The sequence below is a fragment of the Breznakiella homolactica genome, assembly GCF_016616095.2.
GTDB lineage: Bacteria > Spirochaetota > Spirochaetia > Treponematales > Breznakiellaceae > Breznakiella > Breznakiella homolactica.
The window spans coordinates 4,095,643-4,113,105 of the sequence record NZ_CP067089.2 but is presented as its reverse complement, the minus strand read 5'-3'; the positions used below and the strand labels follow the sequence as shown (position 1 = coordinate 4,113,105).

Below are 17,463 nucleotides of genomic sequence, written 5' to 3'. Positions count from 1 at the left end.
GTACAATGATAAAAGTAAAACGATTTTTTTATAAAACCCTGATTACCGCATCTGCAATAATTGCCGTCGTATTTGCCGGAGGATGTACTCACCCCCTCAGTAAAAATACCGGGGAGATTCTGCCTGAAGCCGGCCAAGGCCGGATAACGGTTACTGTTCATGGCATATATGGTGAAACGGACTCCGGTGTACGCACACTGCTTCCCTCCGGCGGATTTACAAAATACATCCTTGGTTTCAGCAGTGATACGGCGGGGGTCTCGGTTCCTGATCCTGTCCAGCTTAACGGCGGAGCGAATTCCCGCACCATAGAGCTTACGCCGGGAGTATGGACCGTAACCGCCACGGCATATGCCGGGGAAACAGCCTCCGGCTCGGGCAGCAAAACAATCACGGTCATCGCGGACAATACCATATCCGTGCCGATAACCATTGATACCATACTGCCGGGGAGCGGCGACACCGGCACCTTCGCCTATGGCGTCTCGTTTCCGAAGGATAAGACCACCGCGGCCTCCCTTACCCTGTCCCCGCTGGACGGCTATTCCGGAACGGATACACAGATTGATTTGCTTTCTGTTTACAACGCGGGACAGTCAAAATCATCGGGAACCCAGGCGCTTACTCCCGGGTACTATCTCATGACTATTGTTCTGGAAAACACCGCTGCCCGGCTGACCGCCGGGGTAACCGAGGTGGTGCATATTTACGCCGGGCTTACCACGGACGGAACGGCGTACAGTTTTACTGAGAATGATTTCTCGGCGCTGGTACCTCTGGCCGGGACAATATCGGTCAAGCCCGGTTCCGGGGACACCCTGCCGCCGGGCCTCTCGAAGGTGACGGTCATTGCCTACAGCGATGCATCCTGCGGGGATACATATAAAATCGCCGAAGCCGAAATTGCCAATCCCGCCGCGAATCCGGTTAATTGGCGCATGCATATTCCTTCATCACAGGGAACGGTATATTTCAAAACCCTGATAGATGCGGGATCAAATCCCCGTATGGTATGGAAAGAAGGTACGGCCAGGGCGGTGCCTGCGGCCGGGAAGGAAGACATAGCCCTGGATACCATCAGGGTGTATTCAATTTCCGGGTATACCGATAGTTTGAACAACGCGGTGCAGCCTGATCGGACCATGGCGCTGCAGGGAGATACCGTGACCCTGGCGGTCACGGCCATAACCAATTACGTACTGCAGAGCGAAAGCCTTTCCGTGAAGCAGGGGATTACCAGTATTCCGGTTACCGGAAGCGGCCCCTACACCTTCACCATGCCCGCGGGGGACGTTGCCGTATCCGCCGCATTTGGCCTTATTACCTATACGGTGACATACAATAAAAACGGGGCGACCCACGGTACGGTTCCGGCTGCCCAGACAAAGACCCATGGGGTTAATCTGACGCTGGGAACTTCTTCCGATCTGCGGCAGGAGGGTTCCGTATACAGATTTGCCGGATGGAATACCCAGCCGAATGGTTCCGGAACTGACTATGCCCTGTCCGGCACATATACCGCGGACAGTCCAGTCACGTTGTACGCGAAATGGGTTTCATGTACAACCGTCGGCGGCAAAGGGCCGGCCGGAGGCTGGGTATTCTATGATAAGGAAAACTATGACGGCGGCTGGCGGTATATGGAATGTGCGGTTAACCCCATTGATAATGTACAATGGGGAGCAGAGTATATAGCCGGAACAGGTATAGAACCTGGATACGGAAAATCTAATACGGAACTCATTATTGCCAACTTTACTGGAACCGCCGCTCACACCGCAAGGAGTTATAGTCTGGGGGGATACAGCGACTGGTTTCTCCCAAGCTTCGTCGAACTTTACTGGATATCTGAAAACCTCCAAAAAAGAGGAATAACCAGTTTTACTTCAGGCAACTACTGGACTTCTTCTATACTTAATGGAGGTTCTATATATGCAGTAACTATAGATAGCGGTCTTATCTATTATACTCCAATAAATAGCATCCTACCCATACTTCCGGTCCGGTATTTTTAGTGCTTTATAAGAGGGGCTCTCCTGAAAACAGGACAACCCCTTTTTATTATCACCTGAAACAGAAATTTGAACACCGGATAAGTATATGAACAGTACGGACGGGTAGTACAGACAATCCTCCGGCGGGTCAGTTTTTCTGGCCGTAATACGCGCCGTCGCCGTGTTTCCGTTCCCAGTGCTTTCTGATTATGTAATCAGGCAGGGGTTTCTGCTCCGGGTTCAGGGTCAGTGTAATATGGGCCATTTTGCAGACCTCCTCAAGCACCGCCGCGTGGTATACGGACTGGGCGGCATCTTTCCCCCATGTAAACGGGCCGTGGCCGGCAACCAGGACCATCTGTATATCAAAGGGATTCACGCCCTGTTTTCTGAAGGTCTCCGCGATAAGGTTCCCGGTCTCAAGTTCATAGTCGTTCTTTACCGATTCTTCATCCATATACTCCGTACAGGGAATCTCCCCGGCCCCATGGTCCGCGTGGGTAGTCCCGTAGACCGGCACAGGCCGCCGGGCCTGGGCGAAGGCTACGGCATAGGGTGAATGGGTGTGGGTTATACCCTTTACGGGAACCGGCGCCCCGCCGGCGAGACGGACAAATTCGCGGTACAGCACCCGGTGGGTTTCCGTATCCGAGGAAGGATTCAGTTTTCCCGCGGCCACTGCGCCGTCAAGGTCAACCACCACCATGGATTCCGGGGTTAACGCATCGTAGGGTACGCCCGAGGGCTTAATGGCGAACACCCCCAATGCCGGATCAAAGGCGGAAACATTGCCCCAGGTATAAATCGCGAGTTTCCGGCGGGGGATCTCCATATTGGCTTCCCAGGCTTCTTCCCGCAGGGTTTTATACATATCCATACCAGCCTCAGATCCGGGAATTCCAGTAGGATTCGCCCCAGCGGAGCTCCTCCCGGAGGCGGTCCGGGTTCGTTTCTCTGCCGATGAGCACGCATTCAATGTCCATCATTTCCGCCCAGTCCCGGAAATACTCGCTGGTCAGCGCGGTGGAATAAACCGAATGGTGGGTTCCTCCCGCAAGGATCCAGGATTCCGCGGCACCGGTGAGGCTGGGATAGGGTTTCCAGAGGGCCCGTGCAACCGGAAGCCGGGGCATTTCATGGCTGATCTTTATTCCTTCCACTTCGTTAATGATCATACGGAAGCGGTTTCCCATATCAATTATTGTAGCCAGCACCGCGGCACCCGGAACCGCGTCAAAGACCAGCCGCGCCGGCGGCGCCTTGCCGCCGATTCCCAGGGGATGAACTTCAATCCGGGGTTTTTCGCCGGCGATGGAGGGACACACCTCCAGCATGTGGGCGCCCAGGGCGGCTTCTTCTCCGGGGGCGAAATGATAGGTATAATCCTCCATAAAAGAAACCCCGCCGGGAAGGCCCGAAGCCATTACCTTTGCCACGTGGAGAAGCATGGACTGCTTCCAGTCCCCTTCTCCGCCGAAACCGTACCCCTGTTCCATAAGCCGCTGCGCGGCAAAACCCGGCAGCTGGGGAAGACCGTGCAGATCCTGGAAGTTGGTGGTGAACGCCCCCGCGTGTTCGGCCTCAAGGAGCGCCTTCAGGGCAATTTCTATTTTAACCTGTTCCAGAAGGGCCTGCCGGCTTTTGCCGCCCTGCTGCACATCCGGGGAAAAAGCATACCGGTCCGCGAATTCCTTCACCAGGTTTTCCGCGGCGCCGTCGCTGACGGACTTATACCGTTCAACCAAATCCCCTATGCCCCAGGTATTTACCTGCCAGCCGAATTTGATCTGGGCCTCAACCTTGTCGCCTTCGGTTACCGCCACTTCCCGCATGTTGTCGCCCAGGCGGACTACCACGGAATTGGTTCCATCGAGACGGGCCGCGGCGGCGCGCATCCATACGCCGATTCTCCGGCGGACATCGCTGTCCTTCCAGAACCCGGCGACGATCTTGCGGTTAAGCCGCATCCGGGCATAGATGTGGCCGTGCTCCCGGTCGCCGTGGGCAGCCTGGTTCAGGTTCATAAAATCCATATCAATACTGTCCCAGGGTATTTCCCGGTTGAACTGGGTATGGAGATGGAGTATTGGTTTGTGGTTCAGCGCGAGTCCCTGGATCCACATTTTTGAAGGCGAGAACGTGTGCATCCAGGTAATGATGCCGGCGCAGTTTTCACTGGCGTTGGCTTCCGCGAACAGGCGCTTAATCACCTGGGGAGTTATGGCGACGGGCTTCAGCACCACCGTACCGGGCAGGAGCGGGTCCCCGGCAAAATCCTGAGCCATGATTCTGACGTTAGCTTCCACCTGTTTTAAGGTTTCCTCTCCGTAGAGATCCTGGCTTCCCACAATGAACCAGAATTCATATTTCTTAAGATCAAACATAAAAACTCCTTTACCGCCGGCTCAGCCGCCGGTGTTGCAGATCCGTTCCGCAGCGCAGAACACAGCTGTTATATAATATACTCAGCCGCGGCCCGTTCCACGGACAGGCCTGCGGCATACCGCTTCATGTACGATTCAAATCCGGAAACATCCGCCGGGTCAGGCTCAATCCGGCTTCCGGTATTTCCGGAAAATACTTTATCGGTGAGGTACGACTCCAGGGATTCCCCGGGCTGTTTCTGCATCATATATGCCGCCAGTACCGCGATTCCCCAGGCACCCCCTTCCGCGGCGGAATCCATCACCGCCACGGGGACATTCAGGGCAGCCGCCATGAGGCGCTGTCCGACTGTTTTGGTTTTAAAAAGACCGCCGTGGCCCAGGAGCCGGTCAAGTTTTACCTGTTCCTTCTGCGTCAAAATGTCCATGCCGATCTTTAATGTGGCCATGGCCGAAAAAAGGAGGCTCCGCATGGTATTGGCAAGGGTGAACCGGCTGTCCGGGGTGCGCACAAAAAGAGGGCGGCCTTCGGCAAGGCCGGTTATGGGTTCGCCGCTGTAATAGTTGTACGAGAGCAGGCCCCCGCAGCTGGGTTCGCCCTTAAGGGCCTGGCCGTACAGGATATCGTAGAGATCGCTTTTGCTGATCCGCGCTCCGGACAGCCCGATAATCTCCTGGAACAGTTTTATCCACGCGTCAAGATCGGTGGTGCAGTTGTTGCAGTGGGCCATGGCCACGGGCTTTCCCGTGGGAGTGGTGACTATGTCAATTTCCGGATATACCCTGGAGAGGGGTTTTTCCAGCACCACCATGGCGAATATGGAAGTACCGGCCGAAATATTCCCGGTCCGTTCCGCCACACTGTTGGTCGCCACCATGCCTGTTTCCGCATCTCCCTCCGGCGGGCAGAAGGGAATCCCCGGAGACAGGGAGCCCGACGGATCGAGCAGCGCCGCCCCTTCCGGGGTAAGTCTTCCCGCCTCCTCACCGGCGTTCAGCACTTCCGGCAGAATATCCTCCACTTTCCAGGGGATTCTTTTTGCTTCGATTAATTTGTTGAATTTTTCCGCCATCACGGTATCGTAGTTCTTTGTCACGCTGTCAACGGGGAGCACCCCCGAAGCATCGCCGATGCCGAGGACTTTTTTTCCCGTGAGCCGCCAGTGAACATACCCAGCCAGGGAGGTAATAAAAGCGATATCCCGGACGTGGGATTCTCCGTTCAGTATGGCCTGGTAAACATGGGCGATACTCCACCGATGGGGAATATTGAAACCAAACAGGTCCGTTAGTTCCGCGGCGGCCTGTTCGGTGGTAGTATTGCGCCAGGTCCTGAAGGGGGCCAGGAGCCGTCCCTCTTTATCAAAGGCAAGATAGCCGTGCATCATGGCGGAAACCCCCAGGGCGTCGGGGGATGCCAGAGGTGTACCGTATTGGGACAGAACGTCATTCCGCACCGCCCCGAAACTTTCCTGGATTCCCGCGTGGACATCCTCAATATGATAGGTCCACAGCCCATCTTCAAACCGGTTCTCCCAATCGTGGGAACCGGATGCCAGGGGATGGTGGTCTTCACCGATGAGGACCGATTTTATCCGGGTAGAACCTAATTCGATACCGAGAAACGTAGGGCCTTCATCTATTGTCTTTATCATAAACGAATCCATTCCCGCCGCATTATTTTATTTTTCTGGTGTAAAACACCAACCAAAAGCCGCCGCGGCGGGGAACGTAATGCCTTTGATTAGTCTGCACTGAACAATGCGTTAACGTACACACACTTATGTGAGTTTACAATTGAATTTTTACATTGTCAATGTTTTATTGAATCTCCAGTATGAACCGGCCGGCAGTTTCTCCGGCAGCCATGGAGTTTTATATTGTGAAGGACACGGCACATATACCGGGTTACCGCCGGGCTTACAGTTCCGGCTTCCTGAGTTTCCGGCTGAGGGGGCAGCTGGTCATGCATTCCCGTCCGCACTGTTCGCCGTAGGAACTGTCTTTATAAAAGTTGCGGCAGTTCTCCTTGTTCATTGTACAGACTTCAATCCGGGTCTCGCCGACATTGTACTTCAGGATATTTTCGCTTGAAAAAGCTTTTGAAGGGCACGACTTTACGCAGATATTGCATTTTTCTCCGAGGCAGATTGGTTTTGTGATCTGGGGATCCGGTTCGAGTTCCGCTTCCGTTATGATGGAAACGAGCCGGACCCGGGGACCGTGTTTCTCGGTCATGAAAAGATTATTCCGGCCAAGCTGTCCCAGCCCCGCGGCGACCGCGGCGTGTCTGTGTGAAAAGGGACCGCCCGCGCTTTTCATTTTCGGGAAATCCCAAATAAAATTCCCCGGCCAGGAAAGGGTCATGCCGTAGGTGGTGGGAAGATACACGGACCGGTAGCCGAAGTCTTCCAGGAGGATCGCCGTATGCATGCTTATGGACTGCAGATCCATGTTGACCACCTCATAGGAACAGCGGCGTTCGATATGTTTGCGCAGGGTAGTCCGCGGACTCCAGGGCTGTTCTTTCCCGTCGGGGCGACTGTAAATCTCGTGCTCCGGAACCATTTCCGAATCCGCCATAAAAGAGTTCCATCCCATAAGTCCGCTTGCGATCGGCATCAGCGCCACAATCACCGACTTCGCTCCGGGGATATAATCACAGGGATGGTGGCCCTTCGGCGCGCCTTCGAAGCGGTCAATAGAGGCGATCCCCACTTCCTTTGCCCCCCGCTGCCGGACTTCATTCTTCACAATTTCCGTTAATGTAGCCGTATTCATAATCACTGCCTCTCATACTGAAGTAAGCCAACTCCATTGGTATGGCTTTGGAAATACCCATACGTTTTTCTCATCGGGCTGTACAGCAATGGCGCCTAACCTTTCACCGAACCCGCGGCCAGTCCCTGCACGAGATTTTTCTGAATAAATGAAAACAAAATTATTACCGGTATACAGCTGATAACCGCGCCCGCCATAAGCATCCCCCAGTCGGTGGTATATTCACCAATGAGAGAATGTATTCCGATCTGCAGTGTACGTTTTGATGTGGTGTTGATAAAAATATTCGCGTACATAAATTCGTCCCAGGCTTTTATGAAAGCATACAGGCCGGTGGCGGCAATGCCCGGAGCCGCGATAGGAATGATAATTTTATACACCGTCTGGAAGCGGGTACACCCGTCAATCGCGGCGGCCTCCGCGAGTTCCCAGGGAAGATTATTGAAGTACCCCATCATGGTCCAGATACAGAAAGGCAGTGTAAATGATGTATAGGTAATGCCCAGACCAAGCAGAGTATCGATCAGTTTTACCGACTGAAGAGTCCTGTAATACGGAAGGGCCAATAAAACAGAGGGAAACATCTGGGTAAACAGAATCGCCAGGAGTATGAAATTCTTACCGATGATTTTAAAACGGCAGAAACCGTAACAGGCCATAATTGAAAGCACAACACATACCGCGGTTGTTCCCGTAGAAAGAAAAGCGCTGTTGAGAAAATATTTAAAGAACCGCGCGTTTACCCATACATCTTTAAAATTTCCGAAATAGAAAGAAGAAGGAAGAATTCTCCCGGCGGTAAAAAAATCCTGGGGTGATTTGAACGCAGTAATAACGACCCACACAAAGGGAAGCGCGCAGAACAGCGCAATCACCGTTATCACCGAGAACTTAACAACCCGTAAGGCGGCAGGTTCCTTCATGCTACTCCTTCCCCCACTTCATGATCCTGATGTAAAAAAACGTGAGCACCGCGACAATGGAAAATATAATTGTTGAAATAGAAGCGGACACACCGAAGTCATACTGCATAAAGGCTTTGCGGTACGCGTAGGTAAACAATATTTCCGTGGAACCCAGAGGCCCCCCCGCTGTCATAAGCCATATAGCGTTAAAATTATTAATCGTATGGATGATCGTTAAAATACCGGCGATAAGAATGGATTCCTTAATATATGGCAGGGTTACCGATATAAGAGTCCTGAACCTTCCGGCGCCGTCTATGTACGCCGCCTCGTCCATATCCTTGGGAATAGTCTGGAGCCCGGCAAGAATAAGCAGCATAACAAAGGGCGTGCCTTTCCAGATGCTTTCGACAATTACAGCGGGCATGGCGGTGGATATTTCTCCCAGCCAGGTGATCCCTTCATCAATAAAACCCATTCGCTGGAGCAGGATATTAATGATTCCGTTTTTTGAATCATACATCCACCGCCAATTTAACGCCGCTACAACGGAAGGAACGATCCATGGAATGAGCACAAAAGTACGGTAGACAGGACGCAGCTTAAACTTTGAGTTCAGCAGCAGCGCGGCGGTTGTACCGAGAAACATCTGAAAAATAAAATTGAAAAAAACCCAGACTCCAGTATTGATGAGGCTCTTAAAAAACATTTCATCATTTTTAAACAGTTTGCCGTAATTCCTAAAACCGATAAATTTACCGATGTTTCCGGATGAGGCCTGTATCATATTATTGTTCTGGAAACTCATGACGATACCCGAAATCAAGGGGTATACCGACATCATCAGCATGCAGATAATCGCTGGAGCTATAAGCAGATAACCGATTTTATTTTTTCTTATGTCGCTGAAAATGCCGTTCAAGAATCCACACCCCTTGTATCGGAATATTTCGGTACCAAGCACCTGTATAAAACATGGGCTACCAAAGACAGAAACCGCCGCAGGAGATTCTGCGTACCCCCGCGGCCGGTTTCATTACTGATTTGCTATGAGCTCTTCGGATAATTTGGCGTATTTATCGAGGGCCTGCTGCGGGGAATATTCACCGAGAATAACCGACGCAAAGGCATCGCCGAGATAGGTCTGGATCTGCTGCCACTGGGTAACCACCGGCCGCGATTTGCTGTTTACCGTTTCCTGGACAAAAACGGAATATATCGGATTCTCCTTAACGAAGTCGGACTCGACCGTATCTCTCCTGGCGGAAATACGGTTATACTCCGCGAGCAGTTTCGATTGCTCCGACTCGCTGAGCCATTTGATAAAATCCCACGCCAGATCCGGCTTTTTGCTGTTTTTATTGATTGCCAGGTTGTATCCGCCGAGGATACTCGCCGCTTCTCTGCCAACCGGCAGGGGCGCGATTCCGTAGTCAAGGTTCGGGTTTCCGGCTTTAATCGCGGCAATTGCCCAGTCCCCTGAAAATACGATTCCCGCGTCCTCCTGTATGAAGGGAGCGAATACCTGGTCCCAGGACAGGGTTGATTTTACCGACTCCGGCATACCTTTGTACTTTGTATATAAGTCGGTGATGAAGGTTAACGCCTCAACGCCGGATCTGGAATTAAAAACCACCTTCGGTTCGCTTCCGGAAGTATCAATGATTTCATTCCCGTTCTGCATCAGGAACGCGCAGACCGTATATCCGCCGGGAGAGCCTATCGGGAAGTTAAGGCCGTATTTCCCGATGGCTTTCAGTTTCCGGACCGCGTCTTCAAGCTGCTGCCAGTTCGCGGGAGGGGCAGTGATCCCCGCTTTCGCGAACATCGCCTTATTGTAATACATCACCATATTGTTTACGTACCAGGGCACACCGTAGGTAACGCCCTTGTACACATTGGTAGCCAGGGCATCCGGCAGCAGTTCCGATCTGATTTCGCTGAGCTTATTATCAATCGGGGCAAGCAGCCCAATGGCGGCGAGATCCGCGGTCCATCCCGCGTTGTCGAGGGTTACAATGTCCGGCCCTGATCCGGCCAGCGCAGCGGTGGTAAATTTATCCTTGATATTCGTTGAAGGGACAGCCTCGATGGTGACCTTCACCCCTGTCCGGTTATAGTAATCCTCCGCCGCTTTATAGATGGGATCTTCGGGTGTTTTCGTGAATGAATTGATAATCATTAACGTTATCTCACCCGTTTCTTTTCCGGACGCGGCGGCTCCAGCCTCATTTGATTTGCTGCAGCCAATGAAAAAACTCAGCGCCGCAAAAAGCAGCAATATCGAACCTGATAATTTCTTCCCCTGCATAGTCATCTCCTTACTTAATTTTGTGTACCGCACTATACCACTGAATTTTTCAGCCCGAAAGATAGATTTTTGTGGTGTTTCGGGACTATTTTTTTATGAAAACCAATTAGCCGTTTTTGATAAGGAATATTTTTATATGATGGGGATTATTTTTACTTTCAAAAACAGAGCCCAGCGGAACCCTGAGACAGCATAAAAAATTCCCACGGCGATATAATTATTTATTGTGCTTTATGAAATGCGAACGGTAAGACTCCGCGGTTACACCGGTATATTTTTTAAAAACCTTCGAAAAGTAATTGCTGTCCTCAAAGCCGAGATTGTCGGAAACTTCATATACCAGCATGTTCCTCGCGAGCAAATCCTTTGCCGCTTCTATTTTTAATTCGGTTACGTAGGAAACAAAACTTTTTCCCAGTTCTCTCGAAAACAGCGCGCTGAGGTATGAAGGATTCGCGTTCACGGCTTTCGCCGCTTTATTCAGGGTGATGTTTTCATTAATATGGCCATGGATATAGCTGATCGATTGTTTGACCAGATGGGAATATTTTTTTTCGGTAAAACCCGATACGTCGCTGATAAATTTCCGGGCGTATTCAGCCAGCATCGATTCGAGCCCGTCAATAAAGCCGGCGGCGAGGACCCCCTGGTAAAGCTGCCCCGCAGATTCCTGGCCGAAACCGCTGTTCTCAAACCCGAATTTTATTGACACCAGGGAGAATATACCCAGAATATCGAGCCCCAGCTTCCTGACTTTATCGGGGTGCAGATATTCAATGGTTCTTACTTCCCTGAAGATTTCACGCAGGAGCAGCAGGACACTGTCCTCCTGGAGTTTCTCAAGTTCATGGATCAACGGAAGCAGAGACATTGTTCCCGGTGTATCGGCGTTTTTTATAAAGTGCAGTTTTTCCGTTAGCTGGCAGACACAGCCGGGACCTTTAAAAAATCTCAGACAGCGGATATCCCGGGACACCAAAAACGCCGGTTTTAAATTCTCAATTCCCGAGAACACCGGCCCCAACGCTGCCGAAACCGATACGTTAATATTCCGCAGAATCTCACGCTTCAGTATTGCGGGCAGACGCTCGGTATTGTTTTTGTCCGAGGAAATAATTATCAGCAATTCATCCGTATCGATCCCAAAGACTTCGCACTGTATGTTCTGCGTTTTAATAATCTGCTCACAGAGAATCCGCAGCGAGTTAAGTGTTGAATTCAAACTGCCGGCGTGGTACTCCCCGGCGGGGACAGTATCCAGAACGATGCTTATCGGAGCGGCGGAGTTCCAATCGACTGTAAAGCTGTCCGCCTCGATGCCGGTAATTTCCGTCCTATCGCCGATAAGCCACTCCGTAAGTTTATTTTTTTCCTCTCCATGTTTATGCTCATTGATACCGTCTTCTTTTTCATGCTCCGCGGAAATAAGTTTTTCTTTCATTTCCTTGACGACTCCCAGAAAATCATCGGGCTTCATAGAAAGCTTATGAATGTAGTCTATGGCGCCCAGCTTCATCGCTTCCTTGACGGTCTCAAAATCGTCGTAACAGCTCAGCACCAGAATGTGGCTCGGCAGTTTCTCGTCCTTTACAGCCTTAATGAGTTCCAGCCCGTTCATCCGCGGCATTTTAATATCCGTAAGAATAAATTCTGGGCGTTCCCTGCGGGCGATGTCCAAGGCTTCGAGCCCGTCACGGGCTCCTGCGAGAAGGGTGAATCCATGGGCGTTCCAGTCAATGGCGGAACTGAGACCGACATGGACAAGGATTTCATCATCAACAATCAGTACCTTAGTCACAGATCTGCCTCCGGGGATAAGGGAAGTGTAATTATTACCGATGTTCCGCCGCTGTTTTCCGATGTGATGACAAGACCGTATGCTTCGCCGTAATTGAGTTTAATCCGCTGCTGGACATTGGATAATCCGATGTTTGATAATTTTCCCTTCCGTTCATGTTCGCCGCTTAAAATGCCGGCGATTTTTTCCGGCGGAATGCCCACGCCATTGTCGCGGACCTCCAGCGAAACCACTGGGCCGTCAATTTTTCCGGTAATTGTTATTATACCGCTCATGCTGCTGGCAATCCCGTGGAGGATAGAATTTTCCACAATTGGCTGGAGGATAAAACGGGGAAGCCGGCAGTCCAGCAGCGCGTCAGGCAGTTCCGTCACCAGTTCAAACTGATTTCCGAACCGCATTTTCTGCAGTTCAATATATGAATATAAACAGCGCAGTTCTTCTCTCAGGGGAATTTCTTCCTGGCTGTTATAGATACTGCCCTCCAGAATCAATCCCAGATTGGAAATCATGTCCGACACGTTTTCATTGCCGCTGATAGCCGCCATCCACCGGATACTGTTTAAGGTATTAATCAGAAAATGCGGATTTATCTGCGCCTGCAGCGCCTCAAGCCGGGCCTCCTGCCGGAGCCGGGTTTCTTCCGCAACCTGATGAATCAGCGTATCCATCTGGCCTGCCATCATGTTAAAACTTTTTCCCAGACTTTCAATTTCAAGACACCCGCCAATAGCAACCCTGGCGGAAAAATCACTGCCCTGAATCCGCATCATCGCTTTTTCCAGTTTCTTAACCGGGGATGTTACGTTCCAGGATAAATACACGGCCAGAAAAATCATTAAAATAAAAATAATAATGGAAACGAGATACGTATTGTTCCGCAGGGCATACACTTCCGACATCATGGCGTCGTAATTGATTATGTTTACCAAGGTCATACCGGTTCCGGGAATTTCCTCGTAATTGACAAATAGTTCACCCAGAGCCCCGCCGCTGACAATATGGCCGGCTTTTTCATGGTTTATCAGGGAAGGATAATTCATCCCCATAACAGTTTCCTTTTCGTATGACTCCGATTGGTACGCTAATACGGAATAATTGCTGTCCATCAGAACCGTTATGGTTTTGTCTTCCCGGTTTTCATCCTCCTTGGAGAGGATTCTGTTGAATGTGCTTTTCGGAAACAGGATAAGCACCACCCCGAAATTCCGTGATGTTTTATTCCCCTTGATCAGCTGGGAAATGGCGACCGCCTCTTTGTTCTGAAAGATGTTTTCGGATTGATCCAGCGAGGTCCAGTGGATAAATCCGTTTTTTTCGACGGTTTTTCTATACCATGGACTGCGCTGTATCGTTTCATATTCACCGGGAGTATTGGCGATTGACATATCGGAATAAACGGTTCCTTCCGTATCAATAACGAAAATTTTCGCCTCATTGTAGTTAAAAAGAACAGCGTTCTGTATATCCTTGATCTGGTTATGCACATACATGGCGTTGGTATACTGTTCCCACCGGTTTTCCTGGTTAACCGCGTTAAAAAGGCTGTCGGCGAACTGGGAATCCACGCACAGAATATTGGAAGCCATAACAGCGTTGTCCATGATTATTTTTATGCTGCCCGCGGTCTGCGCCAGCACCTGCTTCGTCATACCGTTTATTTTTTCTTCGAGAATTTTAACGTAATAGTCAAAGAGCATAATGGAAAGCAGACCAATAGGCAGAATGATCAGAATGAGAAAATAGAGATTCATCTTGTGCTGCATCTTGATTTTCATGGCACTTCAGCTCCAAGGAAGTATATTGTACCACGGAAATGCATATATGCAAAATAATTAATATAACCAATATCTTTATTTCTAAGGGGCTCCGGGAGAGGAAAAGTATGGTTTCCAGCGGTTTTTGTCCGTTTTAATGGGTGATTTAGACCTGCCCCATCACGAATTCCGCGGATGCTGCCTGCTGCTTCTTCATTTTTCTGATAACAAAAAAACACACGGTAATTGCCGTAATTCCGGTTAATGCATTGCTGATAAACATTGCCAGACCGACGCCGCTGCTGTCCAGGGCTGTGTACCGCTGGATTATCCACAGCGGAGGGATACGAAAAAGGAACAGCCTGGCAATGTTGATAACCATGGCCACCTGGGTTAATCCGAATCCGTACAGAAACCCCATCACGGAGGTGTTGACGGCAAGAAAAACGGCGGCATACCGTTCATACCGGTAGATTTTTTCTATTTCAGCGGCAAAAACGGGATCGCCCCGGGCAAAAAGGCCGATGACCGCGTCCTTAAAAACCGTCATCAAAATAAAAAGGGCAATGCCGAAAATCAGGTTAAAGGTCAGCGTTTTTTTGAAGAAAGCTATCGCCCGGGGAACATTGTTATTCCCCAGATTCTGGCTGATGATGGAGGTCTCCGCCTCCTGCACACCATCGGGCGGGCTGGTGGACAGGGCGGAAATTTTATTCGAAACCCCCAGGGCGCCGACCGCAATACTGCCATAGGCGGCGCTCATGGAATTCACAATCACCTTTCCAAAACTAAAGGCGAATTTTTCCGTGAATACCGGAAGGGACAGGAAAAGAATGGGCTTTATAACCTTGGGGGACAGGTCCACGGCCTTCACGGAAAAACTGAAGGGATTGCTTTTCCGGGTCAGCCTGATGACCGCAATAATTGTCACGCTGGTATGAGCTATGAGGGAAGCCACCGCCAGCATAAGCATTCCCGTTTTCAGGACATATACAAAAAACAGTGTCAGAAGCAGTTTTATCGAAAGGACCATAATATTGAGGTATAAAATTATTTTTGTATTGCCCTTTGATTTTTCTGTGGAAAAAAAGATGGTGTTAATAAATATACAGACCAGACTGCTCAGCTGAATGGTAAAATACCAGGCCCCGTCGGCCACGAGCTCTTCGGGTATCCGGAGCAGCCGCAGGAACGGGACAGCCAGGGGAATAAAAACAAGGAGCAGGATACCGCTGATGATCAACGCCAGAAAAAGAACCGTGCTGATATGTTTCTTTACGTTAACCATATCCCCCGCGCCGAAATACCGGGCAATAAGAATGCCGCCGCCGATGGATAAACCGCTTCCTACGGCGGTAAACATCAAATGGATCTGGGAAACAAAGGAAACCGTGGATACCACCTGGGAACTTATATTGGAGGCGATCACCGTATCCAGAAAGGCAAACAGGTGGTTTATGCCGTTGTATAAAACCAGGGGCAGGGAAATGGATATAAGCACCTTCCACATACTGCCGCGGAGGATAAAATCACGCCGTTCTTCATCTTTTTTGGCCGCTTGTACCTGCATTGGGACTTCCTGTAAGTATATATCGCCGATTTCTAATAAATAATCTGTACATAAATTGCTTTTTTCCGCAAATTCTGTGCATAATATGTCATGGCCGGTAATAAAGATTTCCGTTTGAACAATTCTGAACTGGGAATAACCCTGGTACGGAAGACCAGGGCGTCCACAAACCCGAGCAGGCATTTTCATCTTTCCTGGGAATTGATGTATATCGTTTCCGGGACCAGGACATTTTTTTACGCCAACCGCACGGTAACATTGAAGGGCGGGGATTTTATCTGCATAGGTCCCGGCATTCTGCACAGGGCCCTGCATAAATACAATGAAGAATGCGACATAATAAATGTTTATTTTGATAATACCGGCACAAACCTTTTCGCCGCGCTCCGGCCGGTGCTGGAGGATTGGAGCCGCCGGGACCTGCCGCTTATTTCGGTGCCCGAATTCGACCGGGACCGGATCACCGGTACGCTGGTTTCCGCGGCCGCGGAAATTGAAGGCCAGCCGGCCCACTTCGTTCCCATGGTTTCGGCGATTCTCACAAATACACTGGTTGAGCTTTTCCGGCTGTCGCCGGCGGCAAGTCCCCTAAAGGCTGCGGGTGAGAAAAACCGGGAAATCACCAGAATAATAGATTACGTAAACCGTAACTTCAGAACCCCTCTGTCCCTGAAAATCCTGTCCAGGGAATTCCTTTTTTCCGAATCCTATATCAGCAGGATCTTTACCTGGTACACCCATTATACTTTTATTGAATACCTTAACGCCCTCAGGGTCAGGGAGGCCTGCCGGCTGCTTTCCGAAGGCAGCCGGCAGGTGTCGGACATTGCGGAAGAATGCGGATTCGGAAGCATTACCCAGTTCGGACGCTGTTTCAGGAAGATTACGGGCCAGGCGCCCCTTGCGTACCGGAAGGGAAAGGGACGTTTGTAGGATTTTTCCGGCAGCCTTGGACTTTTTAGATTGTTTCCGTTTCCCATGGACAGAATAGTTCAAAAACTACCCTTTTTAAGCCATTGAAGAATCGGCCGTTGCTTTTACAATAGGACTTGAGCTTCGGTCTCCCTGAGAAACCGCATAGACTCCGCCGCCGCCGCGGGGGAACTGTTTTCCAGGAGAATGTCTATCCCGGGCTTCTGCTGAAGGAGGATTTTAAGGAACGATTTATAATCCATCTGGCCCGTACCCGTGGGAAAGGTTCCGGTTTTTCGGCCCTTTTCCATCCGGAAATCCTTTGAATGGATTGCGGTTATGTGTTTTCCGAAGGCGGAAAAGGCTTTGGAAAAAAAGGCCTCCTGGGATTCGGCGAGGCCCGTTTCCGGGATAAGGTTGACTGGATCGTAAATAACCTTAAGTGCCGGGGATGCCATTTTTTCGATCAGCTTTTCCATAAGCTCGACGGAAGAAATGGTGTGCTGGCCGGCGACGGCTTCCACCCCGACAATGGAACCGCATTTTTCCGCGGCAGTAAGGAGCCGTTCGATGGATCTGCAGAAGAGATCGAAGGTCGCCGGTTTTTCAGTATCGGGATGCCAGGAGCAGTCGGGATTGCATGACCCCGTTTCCGTTCCCACCAGGGGACAGTTAAAATCCCTGGCGAAACGGAGGTGTTCCTCAAAGGACAACAGCATTCTGTTCCGGATATCCGCATCGGGATGGACCGGATTTATATAGCATCCCAGGACGGCAATCCTGATATTCTGTTTTTCGAAAACAGACCGGATGTAGTTGGCGTACCCGTGGCTTAAGCCTCCGGGAACCTGCGGCGGGTTAACCAATGCCTTGGCAAAGGCCAGCTGGATAGAGGCAGGCCTGAAGGATACCAGGGACTCTGCCAGAAGTTCCGGTGTGGTTTTTCCGAAATCGTGGGCCCGCAGGCCAATCTGTACCATAGCCTTCAGTATAAAATTGGTTATCCGTAAAGTCAATTTACGGAATGTGTTTTTATGAAATGACAAGGAGC

Annotated in this window: 13 protein-coding genes; 2 read left to right on the top strand and 11 right to left on the bottom strand. The window is 50.6% G+C overall.

Annotated elements, in window-relative coordinates:
• Positions 1-5: 5 nt before the first annotated feature.
• On the top strand, positions 6-2,015 hold the full coding sequence (locus tag JFL75_RS18435; protein WP_215628139.1) for an InlB B-repeat-containing protein: 2,010 nt from the start codon (positions 6-8) through the stop codon (positions 2,013-2,015).
• A 127-nt stretch (positions 2,016-2,142) separates the two neighbouring features.
• On the opposite strand, the gene araD is transcribed toward JFL75_RS18435, so the two are convergent.
• The 10 genes from araD to JFL75_RS18385 form a co-directional block, all read right to left on the bottom strand.
• A complete protein-coding gene (araD, locus tag JFL75_RS18430) occupies positions 2,143-2,871 on the bottom strand; it encodes an L-ribulose-5-phosphate 4-epimerase AraD (RefSeq protein WP_215628138.1) in 729 nt (242 codons plus the stop codon).
• Between the two features lie 7 nt (positions 2,872-2,878).
• Positions 2,879-4,378 carry an L-arabinose isomerase gene (gene araA, locus JFL75_RS18425; RefSeq protein WP_215628137.1) on the bottom strand — a complete coding sequence of 500 codons (1,500 nt, stop codon included), beginning with the start codon at positions 4,376-4,378 and terminating at the stop codon, positions 2,879-2,881.
• A gap of 68 nt (positions 4,379-4,446) precedes the next feature.
• Positions 4,447-6,033, bottom strand: a complete 1,587-nt coding sequence (locus tag JFL75_RS18420; RefSeq protein ID WP_223292701.1) for a xylulokinase — start codon at positions 6,031-6,033, stop codon at positions 4,447-4,449.
• 265 nt (positions 6,034-6,298) lie between these two features.
• The gene (locus JFL75_RS18415) at positions 6,299-7,159 is read right to left on the bottom strand and encodes a hypothetical protein (protein WP_215628135.1); all 861 of its coding nucleotides are present in this window, start codon (positions 7,157-7,159) and stop codon (positions 6,299-6,301) included.
• Between the two features lie 95 nt (positions 7,160-7,254).
• Positions 7,255-8,082: a carbohydrate ABC transporter permease gene (locus JFL75_RS18410; protein WP_215628134.1), complete on the bottom strand. Its 828-nt coding sequence runs from the start codon at positions 8,080-8,082 to the stop codon at positions 7,255-7,257.
• Between the two features lies 1 nt (position 8,083).
• Positions 8,084-8,986 (bottom strand): carbohydrate ABC transporter permease, encoded by a 903-nt coding sequence (locus tag JFL75_RS18405; protein WP_215628133.1) that lies wholly within the window; start codon positions 8,984-8,986, stop codon positions 8,084-8,086.
• Positions 8,987-9,100: 114 nt separating this feature from the next.
• Complete coding sequence (locus JFL75_RS18400) at positions 9,101-10,375, bottom strand: sugar ABC transporter substrate-binding protein (protein WP_215628132.1); 1,275 nt, start codon at positions 10,373-10,375, stop codon at positions 9,101-9,103.
• Between the two features lie 217 nt (positions 10,376-10,592).
• Entirely contained in the window at positions 10,593-12,173 is a 1,581-nt protein-coding gene (locus JFL75_RS18395; RefSeq protein WP_215628131.1) for a response regulator transcription factor, read from the bottom strand.
• Positions 12,170-13,951 (bottom strand): sensor histidine kinase, encoded by a 1,782-nt coding sequence (locus JFL75_RS18390; protein WP_215628130.1) that lies wholly within the window; start codon positions 13,949-13,951, stop codon positions 12,170-12,172. The genes JFL75_RS18395 and JFL75_RS18390 overlap by 4 nt, the downstream gene beginning before the upstream one ends.
• A gap of 145 nt (positions 13,952-14,096) precedes the next feature.
• Positions 14,097-15,500 (bottom strand): MATE family efflux transporter, encoded by a 1,404-nt coding sequence (locus tag JFL75_RS18385; protein ID WP_215628129.1) that lies wholly within the window; start codon positions 15,498-15,500, stop codon positions 14,097-14,099.
• Positions 15,501-15,614: 114 nt separating this feature from the next.
• Here JFL75_RS18385 and JFL75_RS18380 point away from each other — a divergent pair, with 114 nt between their 5' ends.
• Positions 15,615-16,433, top strand: a complete 819-nt coding sequence (locus tag JFL75_RS18380; RefSeq protein ID WP_215628128.1) for a helix-turn-helix transcriptional regulator — start codon at positions 15,615-15,617, stop codon at positions 16,431-16,433.
• A 104-nt stretch (positions 16,434-16,537) separates the two neighbouring features.
• On the opposite strand, the gene JFL75_RS18375 is transcribed toward JFL75_RS18380, so the two are convergent.
• The gene (locus JFL75_RS18375; protein ID WP_215628127.1) at positions 16,538-17,392 is read right to left on the bottom strand and encodes a sugar phosphate isomerase/epimerase family protein; all 855 of its coding nucleotides are present in this window, start codon (positions 17,390-17,392) and stop codon (positions 16,538-16,540) included.
• Between the last annotated feature and the right edge of the window lie 71 nt (positions 17,393-17,463).

Bases quoted from the DNA above. Each gene is read 5' to 3' on its own strand.
- JFL75_RS18435 (WP_215628139.1), top strand. From the start codon at position 6: ATGATAAAAGTAAAACGATTTTTTTATAAAACCCTGATTACCGCATCT.
- araD (WP_215628138.1), bottom strand. From the start codon at position 2,871: ATGGATATGTATAAAACCCTGCGGGAAGAAGCCTGGGAAGCCAATATG.
- araA (WP_215628137.1), bottom strand. From the start codon at position 4,378: ATGTTTGATCTTAAGAAATATGAATTCTGGTTCATTGTGGGAAGCCAG.
- JFL75_RS18420 (WP_223292701.1), bottom strand. From the start codon at position 6,033: ATGATAAAGACAATAGATGAAGGCCCTACGTTTCTCGGTATCGAATTA.
- JFL75_RS18415 (WP_215628135.1), bottom strand. From the start codon at position 7,159: ATGAATACGGCTACATTAACGGAAATTGTGAAGAATGAAGTCCGGCAG.
- JFL75_RS18410 (WP_215628134.1), bottom strand. From the start codon at position 8,082: ATGAAGGAACCTGCCGCCTTACGGGTTGTTAAGTTCTCGGTGATAACG.
- JFL75_RS18400 (WP_215628132.1), bottom strand. From the start codon at position 10,375: ATGCAGGGGAAGAAATTATCAGGTTCGATATTGCTGCTTTTTGCGGCG.
- JFL75_RS18390 (WP_215628130.1), bottom strand. From the start codon at position 13,951: ATGAAAATCAAGATGCAGCACAAGATGAATCTCTATTTTCTCATTCTG.
- JFL75_RS18385 (WP_215628129.1), bottom strand. From the start codon at position 15,500: ATGCAGGTACAAGCGGCCAAAAAAGATGAAGAACGGCGTGATTTTATC.
- JFL75_RS18375 (WP_215628127.1), bottom strand. From the start codon at position 17,392: ATGGTACAGATTGGCCTGCGGGCCCACGATTTCGGAAAAACCACACCG.